This is a genomic window from Megasphaera jansseni (assembly GCF_047974155.1).
Lineage (GTDB): Bacteria > Bacillota > Negativicutes > Veillonellales > Megasphaeraceae > Megasphaera.
In genome coordinates this window covers 26,117-41,389 of sequence record NZ_JBHYRR010000003.1, presented here as the reverse complement: position 1 = coordinate 41,389, position 15,273 = coordinate 26,117, and the positions used below count along the sequence as shown (strand labels likewise).

Below are 15,273 nucleotides of genomic sequence, written 5' to 3'. Positions count from 1 at the left end.
TATTATGAACAAAACAGAATTAATCGCTGCAGTCGCACAGAAATCCGATTTGACCAAGAAAGATGCTGAAAAAGCTGTAAAAGCTGTATTCGAAGCTATCAGCGACAGCCTCACACAGGGTGATAAAGTACAGATCATCGGCTTTGGCACTTTTGAAGTCCGTCAGCGTAAAGCCCGCGAAGGCCGCAACCCGCGCAACAACGAACCGATTCAGATCGAAGCATCCAAGACCCCGGCTTTCAAAGCTGGCAAACAGCTCAAAGATTTGGTCAACAACAAATAAGGTACGATTCCGAAGGGCCGCATGAAAAACGGCCCTTTTCTTTTCTTGCAAATTGTCGTACCATAGTAGTGTAAGCTACCATGACTAATGCTGTTTATAAAAGAGGGTATCATGCATGACAAAGAAGAAAGTCCTGATCCTGTCCGCATCCATCGGTACGGGGCATACACAGGCAGCACGGGCGATAGAAGAATACGTCAAGACCATTCCCGAAGAATGTGAAGTGGAACACCTGGATTTCCTGTCCAACGACGTCCTGTCTATCGACAACATCGTCAAGGAAACGTACATCAAGATTCTCGATGTCTTTCCCATGCTGTACGATTTGATGTACTATTCGTCACAAGGATATAAGAAGGGACTCGTCGTCAAGACGCTCTTTGCCTGGGGCCTCAAGCGGCGGATGCTCAGGGTATTGGCCGAAAAGAAGCCCGATGTCCTCGTCTTTACCCACCCCTTCCCGGCAGGGGCGGCAGCGCTCCTCAAGCGCCAGCACCGCCTCAATATCCCGCTGGTCGGCGTCATCACCGATTTTGCCATCCATCAGCTCTGGGTCTATCCTCAGATCGATGTCTACTGCGTCGCCGCGTCCCAGCTCAAGGACCAGCTCGTCGAACAGGGAATCGACGCCGGCAAGATCGTCGTCTCCGGGATCCCTGTGCGCAAGGCTTTTGAACAGGAACGCTGGCACTGGGATGCCGCCCATGAGGCAGATAAGAACGTCCTCATCATGGGCGGCGGCCTGGGTATGGGGTCTATCAAACAGTCCCTGACGCTGCTCGACCGCCTCGACGCCGTGGACCGTTTCACCGTCGTCACCGGCTATAATGCCGATCTCTATGACGAACTGTCCAAGATGCGCAGTGAACTGCATCACGACGTCAACATCCTGGGCTATACCAACCGGATCCCCCAGCTCATGTGCCAGGCGTCGCTGCTGGTCACCAAACCGGGCGCCCTGACCTGTACCGAAGCGGCAGCCGTCCAGGTGCCCATGGTCCTGTACAGCCCTATCCCGGGCCAGGAAGAAGCCAATGCGACGTACATGCAGGCCAAAGGCTGTGCCCGCTGGGTCAAGCAGCAGGAAGACCTCGTTTCCGTCGTAGCAGACCTCTTGACGCATCCCGACAAGCTGGCGGCCATGTCCGAAGCCAGCCTCGATTGCCACCGCGACGGTGCGCGGATCATCGGCAAAGAAATCGTCCGCCTTCTGCGGCCCCAGACAGCGGGAGCGGCAGCGGACTTGATATATGAACACTGAGAAAAGGGTCTCCTCGGTTTCGCGCTGCGAAGCAAGAGGAGTTTTTTTCTAAAAGGAGTAATTTTTCATGGAATTCCCACTTTTTCATACGACCCTGTCGGCGTCGCTGCTGCTGTTCATCATGGCCGGCGGCTTCCTGGCCGGTTTCGTCGATTCCATCGCCGGCGGTGGCGGCCTCATTTCGCTGCCCGTCCTCTTGGCAGCCGGCCTGCCGCCGCATCTGGCCATCGGGACCAATAAGTTTTCTGCGACGTTTGGCGCCGTCATGAGCGCCTGGCAGTTCTGGCGGGCCGGTAAGGTCGACATGAGCCTCTTGAAGCGGATCCTGCCGGGGACCTTCATCGGCGCTATTCTGGGCTGCCTGGTCATGCTGCACTTGAAGAGTGAATGGCTCCAGCCCATCATCATCATCGCCCTCATCGCGGCGGCGGTCTTCGTTTTCAGCCAGCGCCAGCTCGGCGCCGCCAGTACGTACAGTGGCAATACCCGGGGCAATGTCCTGGCCGCCCTGGCCATGGCATTGGGCATCGGCTTTTACGACGGCTTCATCGGGCCGGGGACGGGGACCTTCCTCATCGTCGGCTTTGCGGCGTTGGGCTTCGACTTCGTCACGGCTGCGGGCAATGCCAAGATCCTCAACCTCATGAGCAATGTGACGTCCTTCGTCCTCCTCATCTGGTGGGGTCAGATCCTCTACGTCTACGGCATCGCCATGGCCCTGTGCATCTTTGCCGGCGCTTTCTTCGGTTCCCGCCTGGCCATCCGCCGCGGCACGGGCTTCGTCCGCCTGGTCATGCTGGCCGTGACGGTCGTCCTCATCGGTAAGCTGGGGTTATCTTATTTTGGCATCATGTAGGAGGGACACGATGGATACGGTACTCATCAGCGGCGGTACGTCGGGCATCGGCCTGGCGGCAGCAGCAGTCTTGCTGGAACGGGGATGGAACGTCGCTATCAGCGGCCGCCATCGGGAAAAAGGGGAGGCCGCTCTGGCCTTTCTGGCTTGTCCGGACCGGACCTGGTATATCCAGGGCGACGTAGCCAGTGATGACGACTGCCGCAAAATGGTCGAAGAGACGGTTTCGCGTTTCGGTGGCATCGACGGCCTGGTCACGTCGGCGGGGGTCTACGAAGAAGGCCTTTTGGAAAATGTCACGCCTGCCGATATGCAGCGTCTCTTTTCTATCAACGTCTTCGGGACCATATCGCTCTGCCGCTATGCGCTGCCGCACTTGCGGCGCCGGCCGGGCAGCATCGTCACCGTCAGCAGCGACGCCGGCCTCCAGGGTAACATAGCCTGTTCTCTCTACGGGGCGACGAAGGGCGCTGTCGTGGCTTTCACCAAGTCCCTGGCCCTGGAAGCGGCCCCGCACCAGATACGGGTCAACTGCGTCTGTCCCGGCGACGTGGAAACGCCCATGCTGGAACAGCAGCTCCGGGACCATCCCGATACGACACGGGATGCCATGAAAGAGCAGTACCCCTTGTACCGCCTGGCCCGGGCCGATGAAGTGGCCAAAGCCATCGCCTTTCTCCTCAGTGAGGATGCATCGTTCATCACCGGCGTGGCACTTCCTGTCGATGGGGGTTTGACAAGCTGGTAGAAACATGGGAAAATATAAAGTATAAATTTTAATACGTTAAAGAATGGGGTGTTTGTTATGGCAGAAGAAGTATACAAAGAAGAAGCCAAGACAGTCGAAGAACTGCAGGCAGAAATTGCCGCCTTGAAACAGGAACTGGCCGATATGAAGACCCAGTCCCAGCAGGCCGAAGATGCCGCAGCCAGTGTCGTCAAGGCCATGGAAGAATCGACGGAAGACAAGGACGTGAAAGTCGAAATGCTGTGCCGCTGGGCCGCTGCCCGGGCCGGTGCCATCGTCATCGCGCCGCTCGTCGGGACGGTCGCCCTCATGGCCAATGAAGTCTATCTGGTCAGCCGCATCGCCAGAGTCTATGATGTCAAACTGAGCGAACGGGCCCTCATCGCCTTCCTGGGCGCCGTCGGCAGCCGCGTCGCCGGCAGCCTGCTGACGACGATCATTCCTTTCAGCGCCATCCAGGTACCGGTCGCCGTCGGCATCACCTATAGTTTGGGCCGCGTCACCCAGCGCTGGCTGAAGGATGGCATGCCTACCGACATGGGTCCCTATATCGACATGATGGGTGAATGGAAGGACAAGGCCCGTGAACAAGTCGACAAGCTCAAAGAAAATCCTTTGAAGAACGTCCCCCTCGGCGATGAAACCATCGACTTCATGAAGAAATGGGGCGGCGTCGCCAAGGACCGCTTCCAGGACGTCAAGGAAAAAGGGGAAGAACTCTATCACACCGTCCGCCATCACGACGACCTGGTCGACGAAATCGTAGAAGAAAAAGCCGAAGAAACGAAAAACGAGGAAGCCGGGAAAGCGGAAGGCACGGCTGAAGCCGCAGAAACGGTCGCAGAGCCGGCTAAAGAAGCAGCAGAACCGGAAGCTGCCGCCGCTGACAGCGCTACGGCCTCTGTCGAAGATAAGGTGAAAGCTGCCGTAGAAGATGCCAAGATCCCTTTGGAAGATAAGAAATAAGGTGAATGCCCATGTGGAAGGTACTGCGCTTTTTTGCACGTTTTTATACACCAGGCAAATTCGTCACCTTTGTCCGCAAGACAGGGAGGAAGGTCCACTTTTTGCCGAAGCTCCTGACGATTTTTTACTGCATGCAGGATGAAGACACGCCGAAGTTCATCAAACTGGCCCTCATGGGAGCCTTGGGGTATGTCATTTTGCCCTTCGATTTCGTGCCGGATGTCTTTGCCGGTTTCGGCTGGCTCGATGACGCCGCCGTCGTCGCAGCGGCCCTGCGTCTGGCCGGGACCTACGTCAAGCCGGAACACCGTGAAAAAGTACGTCATATGTTCCCCTTCTTCCGCGTCCATGTGTGAAGCGGGGGATGCCGGCTGAAGGGCTTTGCCATCATGCACGGCCCCTTTTACTTAATCGTTTGTCGTTCGTAGTTCATCGTTCATCGTAAGGGGCAGTATTTACGACCTGCAATGAACGACCTACGATGAACGAAAAAAGAGGCTGTCTTTATGGGACAGCCTCTTTTTCCTTTGACAAACATAGTTCCTCATCGTAAAATAGTATGCGTGTGCATGATGTAAGATGCATATAGTTAGGAGTTAAGAACTTATGATTACTGTCGTTGAAAAAGTGCGGTTCTATGAAACCGACATGATGGGCATTGCCCACCATTCCAATCATATCCGCTGGTTCGAGTGCGGCCGCTGCGAATACCTGGCAGCTGCCGGCATCGATTTGTTCGCCCTGTTGGACCAGGGCATCTCGTATCCCATCAAGAGCGTGTCCTGCGAGTACATCAGCCCCATCAACTATGCCGATACCATCGACATCGAGACGCGGCTGGTCAAGCTGAGCCGGGCACAGATGGTCTTTTCATACCGCATCGTTAACCACGATGACCACCGCCTGCTGGCGACGGGGACGACGCAGAACGTCTTTGCCCATAAGGACAGCGGCAAAGTCGCCCGCCTCGATGAAGCCGATTATAAGAAATTACAGGCCATGTATGCCGAAGACAAAGCGGCTGCCCAGGCCGGGGGAGGGGTCCATGGAACGTAATGCACAGCCTATTGGCGTCTTTGATTCCGGCGTCGGCGGCCTGACGGTCGTCGCCAAGCTGCGGATGCTGCTGCCTCATGAAAATATCATCTATGTCGGCGATACGAAACGCAATCCCTATGGGACGCGGACGCCGGAGGAAATCCTGTCCTATACGCGGGATATCCTGCGCTTCATGACGGCTCAGGGCGTCAAGCTCGTTGCCATCGGCTGCAATACCGTGACGGCCGTCGCTTATGATGCGGTCGTCCAGGAAGTGCCGTATCCCCTCATCGGCATGAGCCGGGGCCTGCGGACGGCGCGGGAAATCAGCGCGACCAAAAAAATCGCCGTCTTTGCCACACCGCTTACGATTGCCAATCACAGCCACCGCAAAGTCGCCGCCGCCATGGACCCGGACATCGAAATCGTCGAGCAGTCCTGCCCGGCCCTGGCCAATCTCATCGAACGGGGCGTTCTCGACGGCCCGGAAATCCGCGAGCCCTTGAAACGCTATACGGAACCGGTCCTTCATTCCGGTGCCGATACGGCTATCTTCGGCTGCACTCATTTCCCCTTTGTCCAGCCCTTGTTTGAAGAGCTTTGCGGCGACTCCATCGCTTTTGTCGATCCAGCACATGAAATGGCCCTGGAAACGCTGGATGTCCTGAAAAAAGATGGTCTCCTCAATAAGCAGCCGGAACCGGGGAGCCTCCGCCTGTGCTTTACGGCAGAGAGCGGCCGCGGATCCCGCCTGGCCCAGCACCTCATCCCGGCCAATGAATTTACGGCTGAAGAAATTTCCCTCACTTAATGGTTATTAAAATATTATATAAAGGAGTCTTGCGTCGTGTTTTTCTATGTCTTACTCAATGTTGTCATTGCCGTCATCGGCATTGTCGCTGTCTTGTACCTTTTATTCCGCCTCTTTGCCTGGCGGCAGGGGGATGCCCGCTTCGTCATCGAAGCCCGTCGCCGCAAACCGTTTGAACTGAAACAGATGACCCAGGATACGGCTGTCTTTGAAACGGAAGTCCCTCTCCACAACGCCGGCCGTCAGCTCGGTACCATCATGGACTTCTATCCCCGTACCCTGCTGCCCCGCGAACAGTACGACAAGGTCATCGTCCATTCCCAGCTGGCCAATAAAGCGGCTGAACGCGATGACAACTACTGGGAATCGGTCATCTTCAATCCTGGCGACAAGGGCATGATCCGCGTCACTATCGCCCTGGTCAGCAAAGACGGCAATATCCGCGAAGACTTGAAGACCTTCCCTGACATGCCCATCGATTTGGTATATCAGGTCGTTTCCCGCAGCGAATGGTACATCCATAAAGCCCGCATCACCTTGAAGGCTTCGGAAGTACAGCATGCATTGGAACAGAACTAGGAGGTTTTAACGAGATGGCAGAATTAGAATTAGTACCTGTAAAAACGAGAATCCTTACGGATAAAGATGATATTGTCGATGTCATTGAAGAATATGCAAAAGATATCGTCGGCCCGGACGACCTGGTCTGCTCGGCCGAAAGCGTCGTCGCCATTACCCAGCGCCGCTATACCCGTCCGGAAGAACTGACGCCGTCGTGGCAGGCCCGCCTCATGCGCCGTTTCGTCCCCGGTGAAGGCAGTATGGCCAGCCTCTATGGCATGCAGGCCGCAATGAACCTCGAAGGCGAATGGAAGATGATGTTCTGGTTCTTCATCGGCTTTTTGGCTAAACTCGTCGGAAAGAACGGCGTATGGTATGCTAAATGCCGCCAGGCATCGCTCACAGACGACGTCACCGGCACCATGCCGCCTTTTGATAAATGCATCGTCTACGGTCCGGCTGAACCGGATAAAGTCGCCGAAAAGATTAAACAGCGCATGGGCTGCTACGGTGCCGTCGTCGCCGACGTCAACGACCTCAAGCGCTCGGCTGTCCTCGGCCATAGCAAAGGCCTGAACCCGAAGGAAATCGCCAAGATCCTCATCGACAACCCCTTTGGCAATGCCTCCCAGAAGACGCCGATCGTCGTCATCAAGAATTACGCCCAGTTCGTCAAGAACCGGAACAAAGACTAAGGAGAATGCCTGTGGCAGAGAAAATCGTACTGGCAACGCACAATGCCGGAAAAATCCGGGAGTTCAAGAGCATCCTGGAGCCCTTAGGCTATGAAGCCGTTTCCGTCCATGATGTCATCGCCGATATCAGCGAACCGGAAGAAACGGGGAAGACCTTTGCCGAAAATGCCCTGCTCAAGGCCTCGTATTATATGAAGGCGACAGGGCTGCCCTGCCTGGCTGACGATTCGGGCATCGCCGCCGATGCTCTCGGCGGCCGTCCCGGCGTCTATTCGGCCCGTTATGCCGGCCCGGACTGCGATGATGAAGCCAATAACCAGAAGCTCATCGCCGACCTGGCGGCGTTCCCGCCGGAACAGCGCACGGTCCACTATATTTGTTCCCTTGTCCTCATCTGGCCCGACGGCCGGACGGTGACCGCTGAAGGGAGTTGTGACGGCGTCCTGCGCGACTTCTATGCCGGCGATAACGGCTTCGGTTATGACCCGCTCTTCTACGTTCCCGAAAAGGGCAAGACCATGGCCGAAATGACGATGGAAGAGAAGAACGCCATCAGCCACCGCGGCAAAGCCTTGAAGAAGCTCGTCGAGGCCCTGTCATGAGTACGGTCCGCGTCGGCCTGGTCAGTGACAGCCATGGCCGTTTCGAATGTCTGTCGCGCATGGCTGATGCCGCGCCTGATGTGGCGGCGTGGATCCATTGCGGCGACTACTGTGACGACGGCGAAGACCTGGCCATCTATACAGGCGTTCCCGTCTATGCCGTTTTAGGCAATAATGATTATATGACTCACACGAATGATCCGGAATGCCGCTGCGTCACCGTCGGCGGCGTTCGTATCGTCGCCATCCATGGCTGTCAGTGGTATGGCGAACGGCGCTGGCAGAAGCTCGTCGAACTGGGCCGCCAGAACCAGGCGGACCTCGTCGCCTTTGGCCATACGCACCGCCGTTTCGTCAAGATGGATGGAGAGATGTGGGTCGTCAATCCCGGCAGTATCGGTCTGCCCCGGGATGGCCGGAAGGGGACGTATGCCATCGTGTCTATCGATGACGGCGTCATTACCGACGTGGCCTTTCACGAAATCGAACGGTAATTCCAGCAGAAATGGATGATAAGATTCATGAAAACGAATAAACTCAAGCTCTACGGGTTCAACAACCTGACCAAGACCCTGAGCTTCAACATGTATGATATTTGTTATGCCGTCAGCGATGAGTCGCGCCGTCAGTACATCGAATACATCGATGAACAGTACAATGCCGACAGGCTGACCCAGATCCTGCGCAATGTGTCGGATATCATCGGCGCCCACGTCCTCAATGTCGCCAGCCAGGATTATGACCCGCAGGGGGCCAGCGTTACCATCCTCATTTCCGAAGAGGAAGTGCACGATGCCGATGTCGTTTGTCATCTCGACAAGAGCCATCTGACCGTCCATACCTATCCCGAAAGCCATCCCCAGAAAGGCATCATGACTTTCCGGGCCGATATCGACGTGTCTACGTGCGGCCGCATTTCGCCGCTCAATGCCTTGAATTATCTCCTCGACAGTTTCGATTCGGACATCGTCACCCTCGATTACCGCGTCCGCGGCTTTACGCGCGATGTGAACGGCAAGAAGTTGTTCATCGACCACCGTATCAATTCCATCCAGAATTACATCGCACCGGCCACGCGCAACCGCTACGATATGATTGACGTCAACGTCTATCAGGAAAACATCTTCCATACCAAGATGGTCCTGCACGACTTCGACCTGGATAATTATCTCTTCAATATCACCAAAGAAGATCTAACGCCGCGGCAGCAGCAGCAGATACGCCGCCAGGTGCGCCAGGAAATGCTGGAGATCTACAATGGCCGCAATATGCCATCCATGCGCTAAGGGGGCGAGAGTTTGGATACCAAGAAAACACTGTGCCGTATCGGCCAGAAAATGAAAGAAGCCGGCCTGGTCGCAGCCTGTGACGGCAACATCAGTTTCCGCCGTGACGACGGAACGGTCGTCATCACGCCGTCCGGTGTGCCCAAAGAGGAATTGAAGCCGAAGCACCTGCTCGTCGTCGACCTCGACGGCCACGTCCTGGAAGGGACGGGGAAGGCCTCGTCGGAATCGGCCCTCCACTTAGAAATTTATCGGAAGCGGGAAGACGTCCGAGCCATCATCCATGCCCATCCCGTCACGGCCACAGCCCTGACCGTAGCCGGCATCCCTTTCCGGCCGGACATCGTCACGGAAGGGGCCCTGGTCCTGGGGCCGGTGCCGACGGTGCCCTATGCGCCGCCGGGATCGGCAGAACTGGCCACGGCCTGTGCCGAAGCCGCAGAAGGAGCCGACGTCTTGCTCATGGAACGCCATGGCGCCGCCACCGTCGGCAAGAATTTGGCACAAGCTTTTTACCGCCTGGAAACACTGGAAACCGTCGCGAGAATGTACCGCGATTCTCTCATCTTCGCCGCCGCCAGCGGCCAGCAAAAAAATAATCCCACTGCCAAAGCCCAGCCCCTGAGCTGGTATTTGAAGCAGTGAAAAAGAGCTTGTCGCCTGTGCGACAAGCTCTTTTTCAGCACGAACCACGAGCCACTAGCCACTAGCCACGAACCCCTAACCCCGCTTAAGGGCATGATAATAGGCTTCTTTGTCCTGGTACATGGCGTTGTCTGCGGCGTGGATGGCCTGCAATATCTGTGCGGCGTCGTCGGTCCATTGGCCGCCGATGGCGATGGACAGGGGACATTCGCCGGCGGCCCGGTTGCGGAGAGAGGCCAGGCAGGCCTGGAACTGCTTTTCCGCGGCGCCTGGCAGGAAGATGACGAATTCGTCGCCGCCTGTGCGATAGACTTCCTTCCTGCCGAAGCAGCGGGCCAGCAGGGCCGCTACATCCCGCAGGGCCTTATCGCCGGCCAGGTGGCCTTCCCGGTCGTTGATGGCTTTCAGGCCGTTCAGATCGGCAAAGATGACGCCTATGGTGTCGTGCTGCTTTAGCAGCTCGTCGATGCGCCGTGTATAGGCATTGCGGTTCTGGATGCCCGTCAGGCTGTCGTAGAAGCTCAAGTGGTCCAGCTGCATGACCAGGCGGTGCGTCGTAATCTTGGCGCTGATGAAATAAGAAATCGTTTCCATCACGTCGACGGTATTGACGAAGTTGTTGATTTCATAATTGTCGGCGACTAAATAGCCCCATAAACGCTGTTTATGGTAGAAGGGGACGGCGATGAGACGCTCGATGCCCTGGCGTTTGAGATTTTCGTAAGCCCGCAGGTCATCGCCGCGCAGGGCCTCGATGTCTTCGATGAGGACCAGGGACGAATCCTTGAGGAACCGTTCCCAGCAGGCTAGGTAGACGTGGTAATCCAGATCCTGCAAGGTCGCGATTTCCGACGAGATACCGGAGGCACACCACTCAAAGGTGTTGGAAACCGTCGTGCCATCCGTTTCCAGGATGTACAGGCGGTCGGGATGGATCAAGGTCCCCAATTCTTTCAGCGCATGGTCCATGGAAGCGCCATAGGCTTCGTCACTGTTGAGAATCTTGGATACCTTGATGATGGCTTCGTTGGTCAGGCGCTTGCGGCGGAAATTCATCTGTTCCAGCCGTTCGTCATCGACGTCCATGAAGATGAAGGCCACGTAGCCCGGCTTTTCCAGCGGGGCAGCCGTAAAGGTCAGCCAGTGATTGATTTCCGGGCTGTACAAGCTGTCGTGGATGGCCTGGCCTGTCGTCACGGCCTGCCAGCAGTAGTCCAGCCAGCGGGCATCGCCTTTTTGATAGACATCGAGGAAGCGGCGTCCGATCAAGTCTTCCCGGCAGCAGCCTGAAAAAAGGCAATACGACTGATTCACATAGACGTATTGCGTATTTTCCACGGACTTCCCATCTTCCGCCAGGAGGACTTTGAAGACGGCATACGGTGTCGGTATGTCTTCAAATAAATCTGGGTCAAAACAGTAGTTATTCATTTATACCACCTAATTAAATATAATGTATACTGATTGCCGGTCCTAAATGGATACATCCATCATAACATAGATAGGACTTGCCTACAACATCTCTTTGCGCCTCTTCACAGGACGCGGCAAAACATGGTATCATAAAAAGGATTGTTATCACAGTGAGAATTACGATAAGGAGGTATCATCGTGAACTTGGATGGTATCACATTACATTGCATTACGAATGAACTGGCCGACATCCTCAAGGGCGGCCAGATTTCTAAAATCTATCAGCTCGACGCCCGGTCCCTCTATTTCCGCATCTTCAACGATACGGGCATCCATCACCTGGTCATCACACTGGACGATTCGCCGCGCCTGTACGTCGCCGATACGATGCCGCCGACGCCGGATATCCCGACGGGCCTCTGCATGTTCCTGCGCAAATATTATGAAAACGGCCGCATCGCTTCCATCGCCCAGCTGCACCTGGACCGGCTCATCGAAATCGCCGTCGACGTCCTCGATATGTCGGGCCGTCTGGTGACGCGCAAGATCCACGTCGAACTCATGGGCAAATACAGCAATGTCATCTTTACCGAAGACGGCACCATCATCGAAGCCCTCATCAAGACGAGCAAGAACAAGCAGGCCCTGCGGACCATTGCCCCCAAGGAACCCTACGCTTTCCCGCCGAACTTCATGCGCATGGATCCCTTTGCCTTTTCGGCCCAGGAACTGATGGACATGATGGAAACGGGCACGGATGAACCGCTCAAGACGTGGATGCTCAAGCGCTTCAACGGCATGAGTACAATCGTCCTCAACGAACTGGCCTATGATTCAGGCATCGACGCAGCGCGCCCCGTAGGGGACTTGTCGCCAGCCGACCGCTTTGCCTGGTGCCGCACGGTCGAAGCCTTTGGCAAGCGCCTGGACGGCATTTCCGGCGCCTATGTCTATACGGTCAAGGGCAAGGAAGTCATCTTCCCGCTGGAACTGCACAGCCTGGCCCCATATCCGCGGCGCCATTTCAAGCTCATCGAAACGTACCTCAGCGAATACCAGGCGACGCACCGCAGCCTCAACGGCGAACAGGAACAGCTGCAGAAGAAAGTCGGCAAGCTCATCGAAAAGCAGAAGCGCAAGATCAAGCGCATTGCCAGCGAGATGAAAGAAACGAAGAAGATGGATACGTACAAGCTCTACGGCGACCTGCTCATGATCTATGCCTACGAAAAACACGACCATGAAAAAGAAGTGACCGTCCAGAATCTCCTGTCGGAAGCCCAGGAAAAGGTGACCATCCCCTTGAACCCGGCCTATTCCATGACAGACAATGCCAACCGCTATTACAAGCGCTACACCAAGATGCGCAACCGCAAGCAGATGTCGGCCCAGCTCCACGAAGAGAACCAGAAACACCTGGATTACCTCTATTCACTGGAATATGCGCTGGAAAACACGAGCACCAAAGATGAAATCGCCGATATCAAGGCCGAAATGAAGCAGATGAACCTCATCAGCGGTCATAACCGGGATAAACTCAAGAAAGAATCGGCTCAGGATATCCTGACTCTCCAGGCCGATGGCCTCGACATCTGGGTCGGCCGCAATAATCGGCAGAACGACTTTTTGACTTTGAAGAAAGCCCATCCCTATGACCTCTGGTTCCACGTCAAGAACCAGCCCGGCTCCCACGTCATCCTGGCCTGCCATAACGTGACACCGACAGAGGCCCAGATTGAACGGGCCGCCCAGCTGGCCGCCTACTACAGCAAGGCCCGGGAAAGCTCGAAAGTCGAAGTCGACTGTACCCTCGTGCGCCACGTCAAGAAACCGGCCCACGCCGTCCCAGGCTACGTCATCTTCACCGACCAGACAACGTACATGGTAGAACCGAAAAAATAGTGGTTCGTGGTTCGTAGGGTCAGGCCGCAAGGCTCTCCTCATAGGAGAGCTGTCAGCGAAGCTGACTGAGAGGTTGCCTTTTATCGTTTGAAGTTTGGTAAAATATTGCCAAAATTAAGCTGTTTAGGGTATAATAAAGTATTGAATAGAATAATAAGGGGGTTCGTAAATGCGAAGTATGACTGGGTTTGGCAGCGGCTCCGGCAATGATGGGAAGCTGGCTGTCACCATTGAAATGCGCGCTGTGAACCAACGTTTTTTGGAATTGAATATCCGCATGCCTCATGCTTATCTGGCGCTGGAAGACCGGCTGCGCAGCGGCATCAAGGCCGTCCTCAAGCGGGGGAAAGTCGATGTCTTCGTCACTGTCCAGGACCTGGATCCGGCGGCACCGGATGTCCGCATCGACCACGCCGCCTTGGGTGCAGTCAAGACGGCGTTGCAGGATGCCAATGACCGTTTTTTTGCAGGCCAGGCCGTGACCCTCGGCGATGTGACGTCTCTGACCAAGGACTGGTTCGTCCAGACACCGCCGGCCATCGACGCCGATGCCAGCTGGCCGCCCTTTGAAGCGGCCTTGAAGAACGCTCTGGACAGCATGGTCGCCATGCGCGAACGGGAAGGGGCCAATATCAGCCGCGATCTCCTCGGCCGGGCCGATAAGATGGCAGCCCTTGTCGAATCCATTGCCAGCCGCAAGGACGTCATCGTCCAGGCCTATGAAGAACGACTGGAAAAGAAAATCCTGGCCCTCATGGACAAGGTCCAGGCCGCCGTTCCCGACGAGGACCGCCTTTTGCAGGAAGTGGCCATGTATTCGGATAAAATCGATTTCACCGAAGAAGTCGTCCGCTTCCGCAGCCATCTGAACCAGCTGCACACCATGCTGCAAAGCCCCGGTGAAGTAGGGCGCAAGCTCGATTTCCTCATCCAGGAAATGAACCGCGAGACTAACACCATCGGTTCCAAGGCCGGCGACCTGACCGTGACCGAAGCGGTCCTGCAGCTCAAGAATGAAATCGAAAAGATACGCGAACAGGTGCAGAATATCGAATGATGAATTTCAACTTATTAAATATCGGCTTCGGCAATGTCGTCATGGGCGACAAAGTCGTGGCCATCATCAGTCCTGAATCGGCGCCCATCAAGCGCCTCGTCCAGGATGCCCGTGATGGGAATACCCTCATCGATGCGACTTTTGGCCGCAAGACCCGGTCGGTCCTGGTCATGGACAACGGCTGGATCATCTTGTCGGCGTTACAGCCCGAGACGATTTCTCACCGCATCGTTCCCGCCGGCAGCGATTCCTTCTGGGAGGATGCCGCCGAAGACGGGGAAACAGAAAAGGAGTAATAATGCTATGAATGATTCCGGATTGCTCATCGTCGTATCCGGCCCGTCCGGAGCCGGCAAGGGGACCATCTGTTCCGCTCTGCGGGAACAGTTCCCGAACATCCAGTATTCCATTTCCATGACGACCCGAGACCCCCGGCCCGGGGAAGTAGACGGCGTCAATTATTATTTTGCCGATAACGCGCGGTTCGAGCAGCTCCTGGCCGAAGATGCCTTCCTGGAACACGCCAAGGTCTACGACCACTACTACGGCACGCCGAAGAAGTACGTTTACCAGATGCTGGAAGAAGGCAAGCATGTCATGCTGGAAATCGATATCCAGGGGGCCATGCAGGTCAAAAAACGCTATCCCCAGGGTGTCTTCATCTACATCGTACCGCCCAGCCGGGCTGTCCTGGAAAAACGCCTCCGCGGCCGTCAGACCGATTCGGATGAGGTCATCGCCGGACGCCTGGCTAAGGCCCGGGAAGAGCTGGACTGGATCGACCGCTATGATTATGTCATCGTCAACGATGACCTGGATAAGGCCGTCGACGAAGCGGCTTCCATCTTGAAAGCCGAACAGTGTAAAGTGACGCGCAATGCCTATCGCATCGCCCATACGAAAGAATTGTACAAATAATAGGAGAGATGAACTATGTTAATTAAACCGACCCTTGAATCCCTGATGACTAAAGTAGACAGCAAATATACGCTGGTTACGCTGGCTGCGAAACGGGCCCGCCAGCTCACCGATGGCGACGAACCCCTCGTCGACGTCGATACGACCAAAGTAGTTTCTATTGCCATGGAAGAAATCGACCAGGGCAAGATCACGTATGAAGCACCGCGTGACGGCATTAAATAACACGGA

Annotated in this window: 20 protein-coding genes; 19 read left to right on the top strand and 1 reads right to left on the bottom strand. The window is 55.8% G+C overall.

What is annotated here, in order from left to right:
• Positions 1–4: 4 nt before the first annotated feature.
• The 14 genes from ACE418_RS01785 to ACE418_RS01720 all read left to right on the top strand — a co-directional run bounded on the left by ACE418_RS01785 (position 5) and on the right by ACE418_RS01720 (position 9,752).
• On the top strand, positions 5–283 hold the full coding sequence (locus ACE418_RS01785) for an HU family DNA-binding protein (RefSeq protein ID WP_044504084.1): 279 nt from the start codon (positions 5–7) through the stop codon (positions 281–283).
• Between the two features lie 115 nt (positions 284–398).
• Positions 399–1,544, top strand: a complete 1,146-nt coding sequence (locus ACE418_RS01780; RefSeq protein WP_416448903.1) for an MGDG synthase family glycosyltransferase — start codon at positions 399–401, stop codon at positions 1,542–1,544.
• A gap of 67 nt (positions 1,545–1,611) precedes the next feature.
• Entirely contained in the window at positions 1,612–2,400 is a 789-nt protein-coding gene (locus tag ACE418_RS01775; RefSeq protein WP_416448901.1) for a sulfite exporter TauE/SafE family protein, read from the top strand.
• Positions 2,401–2,410: 10 nt separating this feature from the next.
• The gene (locus ACE418_RS01770; protein WP_416448900.1) at positions 2,411–3,148 is read left to right on the top strand and encodes an SDR family NAD(P)-dependent oxidoreductase; all 738 of its coding nucleotides are present in this window, start codon (positions 2,411–2,413) and stop codon (positions 3,146–3,148) included.
• Between the two features lie 57 nt (positions 3,149–3,205).
• Positions 3,206–4,114 (top strand): hypothetical protein, encoded by a 909-nt coding sequence (locus tag ACE418_RS01765; protein ID WP_416448898.1) that lies wholly within the window; start codon positions 3,206–3,208, stop codon positions 4,112–4,114.
• Between the two features lie 11 nt (positions 4,115–4,125).
• Positions 4,126–4,470, top strand: a complete 345-nt coding sequence (locus tag ACE418_RS01760; RefSeq protein WP_416448896.1) for a YkvA family protein — start codon at positions 4,126–4,128, stop codon at positions 4,468–4,470.
• Positions 4,471–4,720: 250 nt separating this feature from the next.
• Complete coding sequence (locus ACE418_RS01755) at positions 4,721–5,170, top strand: acyl-CoA thioesterase (RefSeq protein WP_416448895.1); 450 nt, start codon at positions 4,721–4,723, stop codon at positions 5,168–5,170.
• Positions 5,160–5,963 carry a glutamate racemase gene (murI, locus tag ACE418_RS01750; protein WP_416448893.1) on the top strand — a complete coding sequence of 268 codons (804 nt, stop codon included), beginning with the start codon at positions 5,160–5,162 and terminating at the stop codon, positions 5,961–5,963. The genes ACE418_RS01755 and murI overlap by 11 nt, the downstream gene beginning before the upstream one ends.
• 36 nt (positions 5,964–5,999) lie before the next feature.
• Positions 6,000–6,542, top strand: coding sequence for a hypothetical protein (locus ACE418_RS01745; RefSeq protein WP_020311568.1), 543 nt, complete (start codon positions 6,000–6,002; stop codon positions 6,540–6,542).
• A gap of 14 nt (positions 6,543–6,556) precedes the next feature.
• Positions 6,557–7,219 (top strand): coenzyme F420-0:L-glutamate ligase, encoded by a 663-nt coding sequence (locus ACE418_RS01740; protein ID WP_292260038.1) that lies wholly within the window; start codon positions 6,557–6,559, stop codon positions 7,217–7,219.
• An 11-nt stretch (positions 7,220–7,230) separates the two neighbouring features.
• Entirely contained in the window at positions 7,231–7,821 is a 591-nt protein-coding gene (locus ACE418_RS01735; protein ID WP_416448892.1) for an XTP/dITP diphosphatase, read from the top strand.
• Positions 7,818–8,315: a metallophosphoesterase family protein gene (locus tag ACE418_RS01730; RefSeq protein ID WP_416448891.1), complete on the top strand. Its 498-nt coding sequence runs from the start codon at positions 7,818–7,820 to the stop codon at positions 8,313–8,315. The genes ACE418_RS01735 and ACE418_RS01730 overlap by 4 nt, the downstream gene beginning before the upstream one ends.
• A 27-nt stretch (positions 8,316–8,342) precedes the next feature.
• A complete protein-coding gene (gene speD, locus ACE418_RS01725; protein ID WP_416448890.1) occupies positions 8,343–9,107 on the top strand; it encodes an adenosylmethionine decarboxylase in 765 nt (254 codons plus the stop codon).
• Positions 9,108–9,119: 12 nt separating this feature from the next.
• The gene (locus ACE418_RS01720; RefSeq protein WP_416448889.1) at positions 9,120–9,752 is read left to right on the top strand and encodes a class II aldolase/adducin family protein; all 633 of its coding nucleotides are present in this window, start codon (positions 9,120–9,122) and stop codon (positions 9,750–9,752) included.
• 75 nt (positions 9,753–9,827) lie between these two features.
• On the opposite strand, the gene ACE418_RS01715 is transcribed toward ACE418_RS01720, so the two are convergent.
• Complete coding sequence (locus ACE418_RS01715; protein ID WP_416448888.1) at positions 9,828–11,183, bottom strand: sensor domain-containing diguanylate cyclase; 1,356 nt, start codon at positions 11,181–11,183, stop codon at positions 9,828–9,830.
• Positions 11,184–11,363: 180 nt separating this feature from the next.
• Between ACE418_RS01715 and ACE418_RS01710 the strand changes: the two genes are divergently transcribed.
• The 5 genes from ACE418_RS01710 to rpoZ all read left to right on the top strand — a co-directional run bounded on the left by ACE418_RS01710 (position 11,364) and on the right by rpoZ (position 15,267).
• On the top strand, positions 11,364–13,067 hold the full coding sequence (locus ACE418_RS01710) for an Rqc2 family fibronectin-binding protein (RefSeq protein WP_416448887.1): 1,704 nt from the start codon (positions 11,364–11,366) through the stop codon (positions 13,065–13,067).
• A gap of 169 nt (positions 13,068–13,236) precedes the next feature.
• Positions 13,237–14,124 (top strand): YicC/YloC family endoribonuclease, encoded by an 888-nt coding sequence (locus ACE418_RS01705; RefSeq protein ID WP_416448886.1) that lies wholly within the window; start codon positions 13,237–13,239, stop codon positions 14,122–14,124.
• Complete coding sequence (gene remA / locus ACE418_RS01700) at positions 14,124–14,420, top strand: extracellular matrix/biofilm regulator RemA (protein WP_416449035.1); 297 nt, start codon at positions 14,124–14,126, stop codon at positions 14,418–14,420. Before ACE418_RS01705 ends, remA begins: the two co-directional genes overlap by 1 nt.
• 7 nt (positions 14,421–14,427) lie before the next feature.
• The gene (gene gmk / locus ACE418_RS01695; RefSeq protein ID WP_416448885.1) at positions 14,428–15,042 is read left to right on the top strand and encodes a guanylate kinase; all 615 of its coding nucleotides are present in this window, start codon (positions 14,428–14,430) and stop codon (positions 15,040–15,042) included.
• Between the two features lie 15 nt (positions 15,043–15,057).
• Positions 15,058–15,267, top strand: a complete 210-nt coding sequence (gene rpoZ, locus ACE418_RS01690) for a DNA-directed RNA polymerase subunit omega (protein ID WP_014016712.1) — start codon at positions 15,058–15,060, stop codon at positions 15,265–15,267.
• The last annotated feature ends 6 nt before the right edge of the window (positions 15,268–15,273 follow it).

What these genes read in the sequence shown, in the direction of transcription:
- ACE418_RS01785 (WP_044504084.1), top strand. Translation starts at nt 5, where the DNA reads ATGAACAAAACAGAATTAATCGCTGCAGTCGCACAGAAATCCGATTTG.
- ACE418_RS01780 (WP_416448903.1), top strand. Translation starts at nt 399, where the DNA reads ATGACAAAGAAGAAAGTCCTGATCCTGTCCGCATCCATCGGTACGGGG.
- ACE418_RS01775 (WP_416448901.1), top strand. Translation starts at nt 1,612, where the DNA reads ATGGAATTCCCACTTTTTCATACGACCCTGTCGGCGTCGCTGCTGCTG.
- ACE418_RS01770 (WP_416448900.1), top strand. Translation starts at nt 2,411, where the DNA reads ATGGATACGGTACTCATCAGCGGCGGTACGTCGGGCATCGGCCTGGCG.
- ACE418_RS01765 (WP_416448898.1), top strand. Translation starts at nt 3,206, where the DNA reads ATGGCAGAAGAAGTATACAAAGAAGAAGCCAAGACAGTCGAAGAACTG.
- ACE418_RS01760 (WP_416448896.1), top strand. Translation starts at nt 4,126, where the DNA reads ATGTGGAAGGTACTGCGCTTTTTTGCACGTTTTTATACACCAGGCAAA.
- ACE418_RS01755 (WP_416448895.1), top strand. Translation starts at nt 4,721, where the DNA reads ATGATTACTGTCGTTGAAAAAGTGCGGTTCTATGAAACCGACATGATG.
- murI (WP_416448893.1), top strand. Translation starts at nt 5,160, where the DNA reads ATGGAACGTAATGCACAGCCTATTGGCGTCTTTGATTCCGGCGTCGGC.
- ACE418_RS01740 (WP_292260038.1), top strand. Translation starts at nt 6,557, where the DNA reads ATGGCAGAATTAGAATTAGTACCTGTAAAAACGAGAATCCTTACGGAT.
- ACE418_RS01730 (WP_416448891.1), top strand. Translation starts at nt 7,818, where the DNA reads ATGAGTACGGTCCGCGTCGGCCTGGTCAGTGACAGCCATGGCCGTTTC.
- speD (WP_416448890.1), top strand. Translation starts at nt 8,343, where the DNA reads ATGAAAACGAATAAACTCAAGCTCTACGGGTTCAACAACCTGACCAAG.
- ACE418_RS01715 (WP_416448888.1), bottom strand. Translation starts at nt 11,183, where the DNA reads ATGAATAACTACTGTTTTGACCCAGATTTATTTGAAGACATACCGACA.
- ACE418_RS01705 (WP_416448886.1), top strand. Translation starts at nt 13,237, where the DNA reads ATGCGAAGTATGACTGGGTTTGGCAGCGGCTCCGGCAATGATGGGAAG.
- remA (WP_416449035.1), top strand. Translation starts at nt 14,124, where the DNA reads ATGAATTTCAACTTATTAAATATCGGCTTCGGCAATGTCGTCATGGGC.
- gmk (WP_416448885.1), top strand. Translation starts at nt 14,428, where the DNA reads ATGAATGATTCCGGATTGCTCATCGTCGTATCCGGCCCGTCCGGAGCC.
- rpoZ (WP_014016712.1), top strand. Translation starts at nt 15,058, where the DNA reads ATGTTAATTAAACCGACCCTTGAATCCCTGATGACTAAAGTAGACAGC.